Raw genomic sequence first — 14723 nt, forward strand, 5'->3', positions numbered from 1 at the left:
GGTAAGGTTTGCAAGCATAAATAAAGCCCTTGCCTTATCCTCGCCTTTAACCCTTTTAAGAAGTTCTTTTAAAACTTTTACGGCTTCTTCTTTATTTTTCGTATATTTTGCAAAAACAAATTCAACAAAAGGGGAATAAGGATGGGCTTTAAATCTGTTTTGTAAATCTATTATTTTTTTAGCATAACTTGCCGCAAGCAGATTGTCGTTATTTTTTAAAGCCCAGTTTACTATTTTTATAAACGCATCGGCGTTTCTTATATCCTGATGTTTTTCAAGCTGCTTAGCGACTTTTAAAGCCTCTTTATATTCTTTAAGTTTCCAAAGGGCGAAAAATTTATCAAGCAGATACGGATAACACCCTTTTTTCATAACACCGCACAAATCATCAACAGCCGTTACGATATTTTTATAATCCCTAAGTCCTTTAAGAGCCTCTATTTTTCTTTTCATCCATTTAATAAACACTTCATCATCGGGAGAATTTAGATACTTATTACAAATAACGGACGCAATATCGTAATTTTTGGATTTTATAGCACATTCGTAAATTTTCTCATCCCATTTTTTATCAAGCGTCAGTTTGTATTTTTTTATAAGACTTATGGCCTCAAAACATCTGTTTTGTTTTAAAAGCTCTATTGCATACTCTTTTTTTACCTTTTTAAAAAACTTATCTTTATCAGGAAACAGTTTCTCATCAAAATCCTTAAATTTATCTTCAAGCTCCAAAACTTCTTTATATTTTTTCATTTGATATAAAATCTTAACTTTTTCCACCAACGCTTTTTTAGCTATATCCCCTTTATATTTCTCTAAAATCTTATCTATATATTCCAGTTTTTTAGTCAAATTGTTCTCAGGAATCTGAAATAATATTTTATCCCTTAAAGCCGACACAGCATCGGCATAATCCCCATAAGGAAACTCTTTTAGGTATTTTTCCACAAATTTTAAAGCCAAATCGTATTTACCGTCTTCATAAGCCCAAAGAGCAAGATTGTAAAGCAAAGGCTCGTATAAATCGTCAAGTTTTTTCAAACCTTTTAAAATATCTTCACCTATATTTATAGCCAAATCATAAATTCTATGACTTGCAAGCATTTTTGCCAGTTCGTAAGCTTTATTTTTATTTTTTAAAATAAATTTTTTATTGGCTTTGTATATTTTTTTATAATATTCTATCGCTCTTTTTATATTTCCTTTATCCATATATCTTTGGGCAAGTCTTGCAGCGGCTAAAGAAGCTATATCCAAATCATTGGTTGAATAAAGAGCTTTTTCATAAAGTTTAAACGCTTTTTTTTCATCTCCCATCGTATAAAGCTGGTCTGCTAAATATATCATGGCAAGATAAGCCCATTTAGTATTCGGATACTCGGTAATAATCCTGTTGTAATAGTAACTCGCATTGCTTGCAAAACCTATTTTAGAATAGTTTTTACCTATAAGCAACAATACTTCAGGAAGTTTTTCGCTAAAAGCATATTTTTTTATCCACTCTTTTCCAAGGGATATAACACCATCGCTGTCATTGTTAGCATCCAAAATCTTAAGCTTAAGATAAAGAATATCTGACAAAAATACTGAATTCGGATAATTTTTTATAAACTCGTTAATTTCATCAACCACATCCCTGCCGACTTTATAACTTTTTAAAATTTCAAAATATTTAATGATATCTTTACTTTTTGCCATTTTTATAGGATTTAAATTTTCGTCTATAGGTCCTATATAAGGATATACTGTATGTTTAAAATAAAAATTAAGACCCTCTTGTTTATTGTTAAGATATCTGTCATTTACGATTATTATCCATTTCTTTGCTTTTTTAGATTTAAAAGGAGTTAAAAGAGGTTTATTATATAAGTTGTCTTCTAAGGCAAATACCTTAAATTTCCCTTTTCTAACGGTAATTATTATTTTTAAACTATTTTTTCCAAAAACAGGCAATATGTTAAAAAAATATGTTTTATCTTTAAAAACCGGAGTTTTTGGAACTTTATTAAATACACACACTATTTTGTTTTTACCAGTGGTACAACGGAAAGGAAAATTTTCATAAAGTGTCAAAATTTCATACGGAACATTTTTATTTTTTCCGTAATCCACATTAATTTCAAGCCCAAATAATAAAAGAGGAAAAAAAAGAAAAAGTATCAAGCCCAGCCTTTTTGATAATTATATCAAAAAGACTATAAACTTATTGTCGCACTAAACACATCAGAAGCTACGATACCAAAATAAACAGTACCGGCCAACAATATAAGCTGTCCTATTAAACTTCCCTGAGACATATTAATAGTAACGTTATTATTAGGTTCGTCAAAATAGATATGTTTTATAATCCATACATAATACCCAACCGCTAAAGCAGAGTTTAACAACGCTATCAATACAATCCACCAAAGACCTGCGTCAACTCCCGCATAAAACGCAACCGCTTTACTTAAAAACCCGGCAAGCAGAGGAATACCCGCAAGAGAAAACAACTGAACAGTAAATATTAACGAATGTAAAGGAGCTTTTTTGTAAAGACCTTTAATATCTTCAAGATATTTAACTCCAAGTTCACGTCTTAAATCATTTAAAATTAAAAATACGCTTGTTTGCATAAATATATAAGCAACTGCATAATATAAAATCCCCGAATAAGAATAAACACTCGCCACGGCAGCAAAAGGAATTAAAGCATATCCGCTGTGGGCTATTGAAGAATAAGCCAAAATTTTTGAAATTCTTTTTTGCCAAAGCGCCATAAAATTTGCAAGAGTCATCGTAAGTATTGCAAAGAAACTGAAAATCAAAACAGTAGCCAAAGGATATACAACCAAAAACTTATAAAAAGCTTTAAAAGTAGCTACTAAAACAACACTTTTTATAACCCCGCTGAGAATTGCAGCTGCTGCATGGTTTACCTGAGAATAAGCATCAGCCGCCCATCCATGCATAGGTACAACAGTTAACTTATAAAAAATTCCAGCCAACATAATAGCAACAGCAATTAACGTAAATTTACCAGATACATTCATATCTGTATAGTTAAAGCTATCTGTAGTAAAACTAAAAAGAGCAAATCCAAATAAGATAATACCACTAGCCACAGCACCTGCAATAAACGCTTTTATAGCACCTTCGGCGTTATAAAAGTTTCTTATGTTCGCAACCAGAATATAAGAAATAATTGCAATAACCTCAAACAAGACTATATACATAAAGAAATTATTAGTTTCCAAAAACGCTAAAGACGCTCCCGCTAAGAAAAGCATTTGAGCAATAAGAGGTCTTTCAAATCCTGTTAAAGAAAGAGAAACCGCCGCAAGAGTCGCCAATAATACAAACTCCATCAACCTTGTAGCATCATCCATTACAAAATAAGAGAAAACGCTGTTTAAGCTTTGTCCCGTATAAATAAAATAAGCAGCTACTATAAAAGCCGCTACCGCTATCATTTTAGCTATAAAAATATTGCTCCTGTAAAATACTGGAACCAATAATCCCGCCGCTATTAATACTATAAAACTCATCACATCCCTCCAAAGAAGCTAAATGCTTTATTTGCTAAATCAAAAATAGGTTGAGGATTTATACCGAAATAAACAATTAAAAAGGCATAAATACCAAGAGCAAATTTTTCAGGTAAGCTCATAGTAAACGCAGTTTTTTCTACAATAGGACTCATAGGCCCATGAATTGCTCTTCTAACAGCCCAGATTATGTAACCGGCACTGATAAGACCCGCAAGAGCTATAACGGCAATCCACCAACCGTACGCTTTTACAGCAGATATTATAATGGTAAGTTCTCCTACAAACCCCATGGTACCAGGAAGTCCAAGAGCAGCCATACCGGCTAAAATAAATATAGCAGCCGCATAAGGAGCTTTTTTCATAATTCCGCCCATTTCATCCATATACCACGTATGCGTTTGGTGATGCAACCACCCGGCAATCAAAAATAGAGGAGAAATTACAAGGGCGTGCCCTATCATTTCAAATAAAGCCGCACTAAGCCCGTCGTATGTCATAGTTGAAATAGCCACTACTACAAGTCCCATATGTGAGATTGAACTGTAAGCCACCATTTTTTTGATATGTCTTTCGTAAATAGCCAAAAATCCTGCATACAATGTTGTAATAAGACCTATAATCAACATCCATTTCGCAAACTGAAGTGTAGTAACAGGCATAAGCTCTACTGTGAATCTGATAAGACCGTATGCACCCATTTTTAACAATACACCCGCCAATAACACGGAAATACTGCTTGGAGCCTGTACATGGGCGTCAGGCAGCCAGGTATGGAAAGGAAATACAGGAAGTTTCGCAGCAAAACCTAAAAACATTAACCACCAAATTAAAGCCGGCGTAGCTAAAGCCGTTTCTTTAATTAACGTCAAATCCCAATATCCCGTTTGTTTATAAAGAAGGAAAAAACCTACAAACATAAACATAGCAAACACATGCGTATAAAGAAAAAACTTAACCGCAGCATAAACTCTCTCTTCGGCTCCCCAAATACCCACTAAGAAAAGCATCGGTACAAGAGTAAGTTCCCAAAACATAAAAAACCAAAGAACGTTAGTAGTCATAAATACACCAAAAATAGGACCGCTAAACATTATAAGCAAACTAAAATAAGCAGCCGGTTTCTTTTCGTTCCATGAAGTAAATACAACCAAAATCAAAAGAGCCGCCGTCAGTAAAAGCATAGCCACACTTAAAGCATCTATTTGAAGAGTCAGCTCAAAACCAAACTGAGGCACACTCAGGTAATTACCCAAAAATAAAAATCCCCCATCAGCCGGTAACTGATTATACCAGTTAAAGGCTATAAAAAAGAGTATCACAAACCAGCCAAGAGCAATATACTTAGCTATATGCTGAGCCCCTTTTGTCATAAAATAGACAAGGGCCGAGAGAAATATAGGTGCAAAAATTATATCTACCGCTACCATTTTACAGCCCCTTTACAATAATTAAGATTGCTATAACGATAATTGCAACACCAAGAACGAATTGTCCCATATAGGTTCCAATTTTACCGCTATGCCCGGCTTTGAACATTCTGTATACCATTTTTGTCCAATCAACCGTTTTATTTACAACATAATCCACAACATTAGTATCAAACCATCTCATAGATTTCGCAATAGCGTTAACCACAATATTTTTAGAAATCCATGTAATCATAGCTTCTACATAATACCCGTTAAACAGAATCTGATGAATAGTTATTACAAACTGATGAGATGCAATTTTATAAAGTAAATTGAGACCTTTAACATACAATCCTACTACTATAAGGAATATAACAAGCATTCCGGTGAGCATAAACGCCGCAAGACCGGCAACATGAGGTTCTACAACCTCTTTACCAACAATATAATGAACTATATCGCTTTGCCAAAGAGAAATTGCAAGAGTAACAAATGCCAAAATACCCAAAGGCAATCTCATCCAAAGATTACTTGGTTTATGCACACTTCCACCAACTTCTTCATGTCTTGGTTCACCAAGGAAAATAAGAATCCAAAGTCTTGTAATATAAGCAATAGAGAGTAATGCCGCAATAGTTACGAATGTTTTCGTAAATCCGTTACCCCATTCCCAAGCGGCGGCAACCACCATCTCTTTTGAAAAATATCCACTAAACGGAGGTACACCGGCTAAAGAAAGTGAACCCATAGCCATAAATAACGCCACCCAAGGAGCCGTCTTAATCAAACCTCCTAATTTCCATGCGTCTTTTTGGTGATGCGCTATATAAATAACAGCACCAGCACCTAAAAATAAGAGTGCTTTAAAAATAGCATGGTTTACCAAATGAAGCATACCCGCCGCTAAACTGCCTACTCCAAGACCGACAAATGCTATAGACAAGTGTGACATCGTGGAATATGCAAGAATTTTTTTAATCTCTTTTTGAACAAGAGCTGAAGTGGCGCCTATAAACGCAGATAAAGCCGCAACATTCGCCACTATAAATAAAGCTTCCGTATAAGCAAAAAAGTCAAACAGTCTCGCAACGATATAAATACCTGAGTTAACCATCGTAGCACCATGGATTAAAGCGGAAACGGTAGTAGGACCTTCCATGGCGTTCATAAGCCAAGGATAAAGAGGAAACTGCCCAGATTTACCAATAGCACCCATAAAAATAAACAAAGCCACTACTAAGGCCATCGTTTTATCAAGCTCTCCGGCATTGGCCATTTTGTTAAGTTCCACAAGATTTACAGTCCCAGCATAATAAAATAAAAGAGCAATGGCAGCCAACATAAACACATCACCGAATCTGGTATATAAAAACGCCTGCATACCGGCACTTGCCGCAGAACTTTTATAATACCAAAAACTAATAAGAAGATAACTCGCAAGCCCCATAAATTCCCAACCTATAAAAGCGCCTATTAAATCTTTTGTTATTACAAGCAAAATCATACCGCCTATAAAGAAAAGCACTTTTGCATAATATCTTGGCTGGTCAGGGTCATCCCCCATATAATCATGGGCAAAATGAATATCTAAAAATCCAAGCCCCGTAGCAACCAAAAGCATAACTATAGACAAATGGTCTATATAAATACCAAAAGGGATTTTAAGATTACCAAAAGCAATCCATGTATAATTGATATCTATTACCGTATCAGAATACTTAAAAAACAGCACCAAACTCGCTAAAAAAAGAATACCTCCGACTACCTCGGCAACCCAAAACGCAAGTTCTCTTTTTGTCTTTCCTAAAATATAAGCCAAAACGGCTCCTATATAAGGAGCTACCAATAATATCATTACTGCATTATTCATCGCTCACCGCCTTATCTAAGTGGTCTGGAATAATTTCTCCTGTAATTCTGTTAGCCAAAATAAAGATAAGCACACCGGCCGCCGCTTCAAGAGTAGCGATTACTATAATCACATAAGCAATGGCCAACCCTCTAGTAAGTCCAAAATGATAAGCCGCACTTGCCAAAAACAGAATAACTGCGTTTAAAAGCATTTCCAAAGAAAAAAAGATTTTTAAAAAATCACTTTTACTGGTTACGCCGTAAAGCCCCACTCCAAAAAGGATAATTGCGGCAATCGCATCGATATAAAATCCTACCATTTTTTATTCCTTTCCATGTTTTAGAGTATGCAGCATTCTGATACTTCCATAAAGAATACTAGCCGCTACAACTCCCATAAAAATAGCAATCTCCGCATAAAAATCCGTAAATATTTTTACCTGATCTTTTAAAGGAATAGCTTTGCCTTCATAAGGAATATCAGGTAACAAAAACGGCACTATCAATAAACCAATAATCACAAGAGTTACAATAGAAACCGCCCAGGGTCTTATTTCATATTTAGGAAATTTAGAACCTATAACCGTTACCCCAAAAAGGGTTAATACAACTATACCTCCGGTATAAACGAATATCTGGAAAAGCCCAAGAAGTTTTTCACCCATAAAGATATAATAAATACCAAGCAAAAACATCATCAAAACAAATGCTATTACCGCCGGTACCGTATTTTTTTGAGTAAGAGACATTACCGCCAAAATAATTGCCAACACCAAAATTAAAACGCTCATTTTTCACCTCCGTTATCTCCGGTTTCACCGCTGCTTTTATTTTCTTCAGCTTTTTTAGCAGCCGCTTCAGCTCTCTTTTTAGCTTCAGCCTCCGCTTTTTTCTTCGCCATCATTTCGGCTTTTTTTCTGGCTTTTTCTTCTTCTTCACGTTTTTTCTGCTCAATCCATTCCTCAGGGACTTCAGGTTTTACCCACCAATTAGATAAAGATTCATGAGAGGGGTTGTCTACAATCATTTCAATATCCCCGCCGCTGAGCTTAATGGCCTTTTCCGGTTTTGTGGGACAAACATCTTCACAAAGACCACAGAAGATACAAACAGCTAAATTAACTTCAGGCAAAGCTTTAGGTCTTTTAATAGGTAAAGGTTCCATTATAATAGCATCAACAGGACATATTTTTGCACATGCCTCACATCCTGTACAAATATCGTATCTGATTTGATGTCTTCCCCTAAAAACAGGTGATTTATGAGCCGGTTCTTTTACCACGTCCTTAGTGGCTATTCTAGGTTCGGTAACCGCTTTTAATACTCTTACTATTTTTTCACTTATCTCAAACAACATATTAAACTCCTAATATATAAAGTTTTGCAAAAGTTACCCACACCAAATTCAATATAGCAAGAGGCGTCAACCAGCTCCAACAGAATTTAAGCATTTGATCAAGTCTAAGTCTCGGGTTTGATGCCCTGATAGCCACCATAATAATTGCAAGAACGACTATTTTTAAAAACAACCACCAAAAACTATCAAAAAATATTCCTCTATATCCGCCAAAAAACAGTACCACCGCTGATGCCGAAACTACTAAAATTTCGGTAAACTCGGCAAATTTTAAAAGAACATAGTTAGTCCCCGAATATTCCGTATAAAACCCGTATACAATTTCCTGTTCGGCATCTGGGATATGAAAAGGAGGCTGTTCTAAAATACCAAGCATAGCAATAATATAAATAATAGCCCCAGGTAATAAAATTAAGGTGCTAAACCACGTATTGCTATACATTATTTCATACAGATTCATCGTCCCAAAAAGAAGGGCGGGACTAAGAGCTGCTAAGAAAAACGGAGCTTCCATAGAAATCATCTGAGCCAAAATTCTCATACCGCCTAAAAACGAATATTTGTTATGAGAACCAAACCCCGTTAAGAAAAGCAAGAAAGGTTCAACCCCTATTAACACAACAAGTCCAAGCACTCCGTACTGGGTATCCAAAATTCCATGCCCGTTGTTGATAAGAGGAGTCCAGGGAATTAATATAACCGGTAACGCAGCCACTAAAGGAGTTAAAATAGGAATAATATTAAATAAATACGGGTCTGCGCTTTTAGGAGTAATTGATTCTTTAGTCAAGAGTTTAAACACATCCCACACAGTCTGTAAAGACCCGGCCGGCCCGTTAAAGTGAGGCCCTACCCTTTTATGTACATAAGCCAGGGCTTTTCTTGAAAAATAAAAAACAAAAAAAGTCCATCCCAGCAAAAACAAAAGACCAGGAAACACAAAAATATAAAATAACATTTCTCCTATACCCATTTTTTCTCCTTATCTATCAAGGTCACCCTGACAGATATGCATACTACCGTAAAGTAGCGGAATATCTGAAAGGGTATGCCCAGGTAATAATCTCTCAAGCATCATCGTATGATTAACACTTGGCGCTTTAATTTTAAGTCTGTAAGGCGAGGTTGCTTTATCTTGGGTTACAAGATGCATTAAAATTTCACCTCTTGCCCACTCTATTCTGCTAACAGCCTCTCCTGCTGGCAGTCTTTTTGGCATTCTTACAAGATGGTCTTTTTTAGGGTCCATCTCTCCTGCTTCAATGCCTTCTTCTATTTTTTTCATAGCCTGTTTAATTAAATCAACAGCTTGATTAATCTCTTTATATATAATATAGAGTCTATCTCTAGCATCACCGCTATCACACGTTACATAATCCATTTCAAGCTCACTATAAGCTGCATAAGGTTCGTCAATTCTCACATCTATTTTAGCTCCGGTAGCTCTTGCTATAGGACCTGCCAGGTAAAATTCTTCCACATCATCTAAACTAAACACTCCTGTATCTTTCGCCCTTACGGTCATTAGAGGGTTTTTTAAGAAGATATCTTCTATTTCAGGTTTTACTTTTTCCCATTTTGCAATAGCTTTATTTATTTCCTCAAACCAGGCTTTATAATCGTTTAAAGGATACCTGACTCCCCCAGGTTCAACACAAGCCGTAGCAATTCTAGCCCCACTGTAATCTTCTAAAACGTCTAAGAAATATTCTCTAACATCCAAACACCACATTAAAAACGTTTGAAGACCCATAGTCCCGAAGAAACCTCCCATAGAAATCAAATGAGATACAATTCTTCCGGTTTCTCCGAGTATTACTCTCATATATTTGGCAAAAGGCGTAATTTCTTTACCGGCTATCTCTTCAACGGCCTGAGAGTAACAAATCATAGGATTAGGATTATCCATAAAACAGATTCTCTCTACCGCCACTATAGTTCCTATAAAATCTTTTCTTTCAGCTAAATTTTCAAGAGCTCTCCATACGTATCCGATATCCGGTTCTACTTTTTCTATATTTTCCCCGTTTACAAAAACTTTAAGTCTAATAGGACCGCTTGCCGGATGCGTAGGTCCCCAGTGAAGAACGGTTCTGCTTCCTTCGTGTCCCATAGTTTTTTCGTGCTCTTCAAACTCTTTAAAAAATTCTTCTGTAATAGCGTTTACATTTTCAATAAGATGTTTTTCATGCTCTTTCCAGTCAAAATCTTTTCTAAAAGGAAATTTACCGTAATAATCCCTGCTGATTAAAAAGTATCTTAAATTAGGATGCCCTTTAAATTTTACTCCAAAAGTAGAATAAGCTTCAAGTTCATGATAGTTTGCACTCGGCATTTCAGGAGTAATGGAATCTATCTCACACTCTTCCAATTCTCTTGGCAAATCAACTTTTAACCATACATTTACTTTTTCTGCTTCCCTGCTTGAAACCTGAGGTTTTAAAGTTTCAAGAAAATAATTAACTTCTATTTTGTTTTCATCAATAAAATCCGTAGGACTAACAGTAGAACATGTCTTTACACCTGTTTTTTTTAACTCCTTAATTAAAGGAATTAAATCATTTTTATTTTTCAATTTGGCTTTTACCCATGACTTGTAATCTTCAACAAATTCCACATCGTATTTTTTTATTATATTCTTAATTTCTTCTCTCATGCGGCTTCCTTAGAATTTCATTTGTTTCCATAAACCACCCTGACTTGAAGCGGATGGTTCACCTCTTTTAATCTTTTCTTTCAAATCCTCAAGACCGGCTATAATAGCTTCCGGTTTTGGAGGACAACCGGCTACAAAAACATCCGCCGGCAAAATTTCAGTCATATTTTTAATAACAGAAGGAGAATCATTATAAGGACCTCCGTCATAAGCACAGGCACCTATAGCCACAACATATCTGGGTTCTGGCATCTGTTCGTAAGTCCTAAGAAGAGCCGGCAGAATTTTTTTGCTCACAAGTCCGGTAATAAACATAATATCCGCCTGTCTAGGAGTTGGAGTCATAATATATCCGTATCTTTCCCAATCATACCTAGGCCCCATAGCAGCCTGCATCTCAAGAGAACAGCATCCGCTACAAAAATGGACTATCCAAGGGGATTTACTCCTGGCGTAATTGAAAAAATCAAGCACTTTTAGCATTTCTATACTCCTTCATACTAACTGTAATAGCCGCAAATAATAATATTCCAAATACCATAGCCCACTGAAGAGCCTGAGGATTGTCTGCAAATACAAACAGACTAAAGAAAAGCCCCGCCATATCAAACACTATAAAAGCTATCGCAAATATGAAATACCTAAAATTTGCTTTCATAGGTATCTCGCTGCTTGGAGGCAGACCACATTCGAAATGGTCGTTTTTAATCTCACCCGGATTAAAAGGCGCCACAATAATACCAAGAAAATAAAGCAGTAAAACACCGCCTAAAATCCCTGCACCATAAATTAAAATGGTTTCCATTATTACTCCTTTTTTTGAATGTTACCAAAACTCTTTAGGGTTTATGCATCATTATCTTAAATTATAAGAAAAATTTATAAACAAGACAAATTTATTCTTAATTCTATATTAATATGCGTTACCATCTGTAATAAATACTTATTCACTAACTAATAAAACCTACTTCTTTTTCCGAATCAAAAGCATTTTTCTTTTCTTTTTCTATCTCTTCTATAAAATCTTCAAGTTTAAAAAGAGGTTTTTTTCTAAGAGCTACTTTCAAAGCCGTATTCTTAATCACAAGTTCTATCTGCGCTCCTGTTAAATCGTATCTGGCAAGTTTTGAAATATCAAAATCATCTTCAAAATCCGCATTTTTAGGAAGTTTCAATTCCCATAATTTTACTCTCTCTTTAAAAGAAGGTTTTTCAAACTTAATTTTATAATCAAATCTTCTTGAAAAAGCGTTGTCTATCGTTTCAAGAAGATTGGTAGTTGCTATAAGTATTCCCTCGAACTTTTCAAGCTGTTCTAAAAAAATATTTTGCATTTGATTATGCATTTTATCCGCACTGCTAAAACTAGCCGTAGTTCTGGTTGACAAAAACTGGTCCGCCTCGTTTAAAAGCAATACGGGTTTTGTTTTTAGTTTTTCACTTATATCATAATATTCGTCAAACATTCTTCTGACGTTTTTTTCACTCTCGCCTACATACATAGATAAAATTTTACTCGCATCAAGAGAGAGTATCGGTTTATTAAGTTCTTTTGCTATGGAATGGGCAGTAAGCGTTTTTCCTGTTCCCGGAGCTCCGTAAAAAATAATTTTCGCATCAAAATCGTCATTGCTTTTTATTCCCCATTTTTTAAGAAGATTTAATACTTTTTTATCTATTTGCTTTAAAAGCACTTTTAGCATATCTCTAGTCTTTTTAGGTAAAACCACGTCTTTAAGAGTTGTTTTAGGCTCAATTAAATCAAAAATAGTATCTTTTATTAAATGTTGGATTTTATGTTTTTTTCTCGGATGTACAAGTTCGTTTAAAATATCCTCACTTATAAAATAAATTCTTGTATATCCCCCAAATCCGCCGAATATTTCATCATAGTCCAAAATACCTTCGCTGACAAGCTTAGAATTTTCATCCAAAAGGCTTCTGTTTTTTATTTTTTCTATCTCATCCGAGCTTATTAAATTCAAAAGATAGTTAAGCTCTCTTATATTTTCGTTGGAATGCATGTATTCTTCTTTAAGAAGAGCTAAAAAAATAAGTTCTTCTTTTTCATTAAACTCGTTTTCTATCATAAAATTCAAAACGGGCAAATCTATAGTGGTTTTTTTAATTTTTTCCTTAATGGTATTTTCTATAAGCCTTAATTTACTCTCAACCCTTTTTATGGAAGCCGACTCGTTTGAAAAGCTGTTTTTAAGACTAACAAGCTGTTCGTAAAGTTCTATTCTTAAAAATTCATCATGCAAATATTCAAGATGGTCGCTGTAAGGAGTATTTTGAGGTATTACCAAATCCAGTTCGCCTTTTTCTATAAGCTTTAAAAAACTTAAAGATAAAGACACTGAAGCATTAAACAGCTCAAGAGAAGTTATATCGCTGCTTTTAACCCCGATAGTACTTAATATCACCCATCCTTCGTCTATAAGTTTTTTAACGGATTCAGTCTTATCAAAAATTTCTATCCCTTCTTTTTGAAAAACATCCTTTAAAAGAGTTCTTACCCTTATATCCTCTTTTCCCTCCATATAATATTCAAGCATTTTTTTAAGAAGACCAGCTTCCTGTTTATCAACACCAAGTATTGGATATATTTTGCTTTTTTGAGGATTTTTTAAAAACTCTTTAATATATTTACTCAAAAAATCTCCTTTTTATTATAATTTTACCAAAAAAGGGAAACTATGCAATTTTTATATTATCCCGATACCTTTTCTCAAATAACCCTTAAGGGAGAAGAACACAAATATCTTTTTAAAGTCAGAAGAACAAAACCCGAAGAAGAGATAAAAATAAGAAATTTAAAAGATGATTATCTTTATATTTATAAAGTAAATCATATAAACAAAAAAGAAGCTTTTTTAACCCTTAAAGAAAAAATTTTATTTCCAAATAAGCCTTCAAAACATTTCCATTTAGGCTGGTGTATAATAGACCCGAAAAATATAGAAAAAACCCTGCCCTCGTTAAATGAAATAGGAGTTAGCAAAATATCTTTTATATATTGCGATTTTTCTCAAAAAAATTTTAAATTAAAAAACGAAAGAATAAAAAAAATTTTGATAAATTCAAATCAGCAGTGCGGAAGAAGCGACTTTATGGAAATTGAAATTTTAAATTCCTCAAAAGAATTTTTTCAAAAATATCCGGATTTTACGGCAATAGATTTTGACGGGGAAAAAATAGACTGTTCAAAAGAATACCCTAAGCCTTTTTTAATAGGTCCCGAAGGGGGATTTTCCAAAGAAGAAAAACAATATTTTAAAAATAAACTTAAATTCGAAAGCTTTATCCTAAGAAGCGAAACAGCGGCATGCGCCGTTGCAGCTAAATTTTTACTTTAAAGTCTCCAAAATAAGTTCGGCAAGTTTTAAGGCTTTAAAACGGTGTGAGATTTTATGTTTTATTTCTTCGTCAAGTTCTCCTAATGTTTTATCAAATCCATTTGGAATAAACATAGGGTCATATCCAAACCCTTTATCCCCCCTAGCTTCATCAATAACATTCCCTCTCATAAAACCATGGGCGGTAAAAATTCCGTAAGGCGTAGCCAACGCTATAGCCGCAGTATAAAAAGCGGGGGTTTTTTTTATGTTTCTTTTTTTTAACTCATTGATAAGTTTAAAAAGATTATCTTTATCCGTTGCGTTTTCCCCCGCATACCTTGCCGAATATATACCCGGCTCGTTTCCTAAGACGGGTACGCTTATACCGCTGTCATCGGCTAACACGATATTTCCAGGCAGTTTTTCATATATGGCTTTTGCTTTAATTACGGCATTTTCCTTAAACGAATTACCATTTTCTTCTATTTCAAAAGGAGTTATAATATCCGTATAAGGAATTATCTCATAATTTTTTAAAATATTTTTAATTTCTTTTACTTTTCCTTTATTCGAACTTGC

The 14723-nt window shown here is 34.5% G+C and carries 14 protein-coding genes; 1 reads left to right on the forward strand and 13 read right to left on the reverse strand.

Going from position 1 to position 14723, the window contains the following annotated elements:
• From ACXJH6_RS00490 to ACXJH6_RS00545, 12 genes are all read right to left on the reverse strand, one after another.
• Window positions 1-2163, reverse strand: a 2163-nt coding sequence (locus ACXJH6_RS00490) for a tetratricopeptide repeat protein (protein WP_456469803.1), incomplete at its 3' end; no start/stop codon positions are given.
• Between the two features lie 32 nt (window positions 2164-2195).
• Complete coding sequence (locus tag ACXJH6_RS00495) at window positions 2196-3527, reverse strand: NADH-quinone oxidoreductase subunit N (RefSeq protein WP_456469804.1); 1332 nt, start codon at window positions 3525-3527, stop codon at window positions 2196-2198.
• A complete protein-coding gene (locus ACXJH6_RS00500) occupies window positions 3527-4957 on the reverse strand; it encodes a complex I subunit 4 family protein (RefSeq protein ID WP_456469805.1) in 1431 nt (476 codons plus the stop codon). Before ACXJH6_RS00500 ends, ACXJH6_RS00495 begins: the two co-directional genes overlap by 1 nt.
• A 1-nt stretch (window position 4958) precedes the next feature.
• Window positions 4959-6809: an NADH-quinone oxidoreductase subunit 5 family protein gene (locus ACXJH6_RS00505; RefSeq protein WP_456469806.1), complete on the reverse strand. Its 1851-nt coding sequence runs from the start codon at window positions 6807-6809 to the stop codon at window positions 4959-4961.
• On the reverse strand, window positions 6802-7110 hold the full coding sequence (locus ACXJH6_RS00510) for an NADH-quinone oxidoreductase subunit NuoK (protein ID WP_456469807.1): 309 nt from the start codon (window positions 7108-7110) through the stop codon (window positions 6802-6804). The genes ACXJH6_RS00505 and ACXJH6_RS00510 overlap by 8 nt, the downstream gene beginning before the upstream one ends.
• A 3-nt stretch (window positions 7111-7113) precedes the next feature.
• On the reverse strand, window positions 7114-7581 hold the full coding sequence (locus tag ACXJH6_RS00515; RefSeq protein ID WP_456469808.1) for an NADH-quinone oxidoreductase subunit J family protein: 468 nt from the start codon (window positions 7579-7581) through the stop codon (window positions 7114-7116).
• Window positions 7578-8147 carry a 4Fe-4S binding protein gene (locus ACXJH6_RS00520; protein ID WP_456469809.1) on the reverse strand — a complete coding sequence of 190 codons (570 nt, stop codon included), beginning with the start codon at window positions 8145-8147 and terminating at the stop codon, window positions 7578-7580. Before ACXJH6_RS00520 ends, ACXJH6_RS00515 begins: the two co-directional genes overlap by 4 nt.
• A gap of 1 nt (window position 8148) precedes the next feature.
• Window positions 8149-9120 carry a complex I subunit 1/NuoH family protein gene (locus tag ACXJH6_RS00525; RefSeq protein WP_456469810.1) on the reverse strand — a complete coding sequence of 324 codons (972 nt, stop codon included), beginning with the start codon at window positions 9118-9120 and terminating at the stop codon, window positions 8149-8151.
• Between the two features lie 9 nt (window positions 9121-9129).
• Window positions 9130-10803 carry an NADH-quinone oxidoreductase subunit D-related protein gene (locus tag ACXJH6_RS00530; RefSeq protein ID WP_456469811.1) on the reverse strand — a complete coding sequence of 558 codons (1674 nt, stop codon included), beginning with the start codon at window positions 10801-10803 and terminating at the stop codon, window positions 9130-9132.
• A gap of 9 nt (window positions 10804-10812) precedes the next feature.
• The gene (locus tag ACXJH6_RS00535; protein WP_456469812.1) at window positions 10813-11286 is read right to left on the reverse strand and encodes an NADH-quinone oxidoreductase subunit B; all 474 of its coding nucleotides are present in this window, start codon (window positions 11284-11286) and stop codon (window positions 10813-10815) included.
• Window positions 11270-11608 carry an NADH-quinone oxidoreductase subunit A gene (locus ACXJH6_RS00540; RefSeq protein ID WP_456469813.1) on the reverse strand — a complete coding sequence of 113 codons (339 nt, stop codon included), beginning with the start codon at window positions 11606-11608 and terminating at the stop codon, window positions 11270-11272. The genes ACXJH6_RS00535 and ACXJH6_RS00540 overlap by 17 nt, the downstream gene beginning before the upstream one ends.
• 145 nt (window positions 11609-11753) lie before the next feature.
• A complete protein-coding gene (locus ACXJH6_RS00545) occupies window positions 11754-13460 on the reverse strand; it encodes an ATP-binding protein (RefSeq protein WP_456469814.1) in 1707 nt (568 codons plus the stop codon).
• Between the two features lie 42 nt (window positions 13461-13502).
• Between ACXJH6_RS00545 and ACXJH6_RS00550 the strand changes: the two genes are divergently transcribed.
• Entirely contained in the window at window positions 13503-14162 is a 660-nt protein-coding gene (locus ACXJH6_RS00550; protein WP_456469815.1) for a 16S rRNA (uracil(1498)-N(3))-methyltransferase, read from the forward strand.
• Here ACXJH6_RS00550 and rdgB read toward each other — a convergent pair.
• On the reverse strand, window positions 14154-14723 hold a 570-nt coding region (gene rdgB / locus ACXJH6_RS00555), incomplete at its 5' end, for an RdgB/HAM1 family non-canonical purine NTP pyrophosphatase (protein ID WP_456469816.1). The genes ACXJH6_RS00550 and rdgB overlap by 9 nt on opposite strands.

Source organism: Caminibacter sp. (genome assembly GCF_053999135.1).

What these genes read in the sequence shown, in the direction of transcription:
- ACXJH6_RS00495 (WP_456469804.1), bottom strand. Translation starts at nt 3,527, where the DNA reads ATGAGTTTTATAGTATTAATAGCGGCGGGATTATTGGTTCCAGTATTT.
- ACXJH6_RS00500 (WP_456469805.1), bottom strand. Translation starts at nt 4,957, where the DNA reads ATGGTAGCGGTAGATATAATTTTTGCACCTATATTTCTCTCGGCCCTT.
- ACXJH6_RS00505 (WP_456469806.1), bottom strand. Translation starts at nt 6,809, where the DNA reads ATGAATAATGCAGTAATGATATTATTGGTAGCTCCTTATATAGGAGCC.
- ACXJH6_RS00510 (WP_456469807.1), bottom strand. Translation starts at nt 7,110, where the DNA reads ATGGTAGGATTTTATATCGATGCGATTGCCGCAATTATCCTTTTTGGA.
- ACXJH6_RS00515 (WP_456469808.1), bottom strand. Translation starts at nt 7,581, where the DNA reads ATGAGCGTTTTAATTTTGGTGTTGGCAATTATTTTGGCGGTAATGTCT.
- ACXJH6_RS00520 (WP_456469809.1), bottom strand. Translation starts at nt 8,147, where the DNA reads ATGTTGTTTGAGATAAGTGAAAAAATAGTAAGAGTATTAAAAGCGGTT.
- ACXJH6_RS00525 (WP_456469810.1), bottom strand. Translation starts at nt 9,120, where the DNA reads ATGGGTATAGGAGAAATGTTATTTTATATTTTTGTGTTTCCTGGTCTT.
- ACXJH6_RS00530 (WP_456469811.1), bottom strand. Translation starts at nt 10,803, where the DNA reads ATGAGAGAAGAAATTAAGAATATAATAAAAAAATACGATGTGGAATTT.
- ACXJH6_RS00535 (WP_456469812.1), bottom strand. Translation starts at nt 11,286, where the DNA reads ATGCTAAAAGTGCTTGATTTTTTCAATTACGCCAGGAGTAAATCCCCT.
- ACXJH6_RS00540 (WP_456469813.1), bottom strand. Translation starts at nt 11,608, where the DNA reads ATGGAAACCATTTTAATTTATGGTGCAGGGATTTTAGGCGGTGTTTTA.
- ACXJH6_RS00550 (WP_456469815.1), top strand. Translation starts at nt 13,503, where the DNA reads ATGCAATTTTTATATTATCCCGATACCTTTTCTCAAATAACCCTTAAG.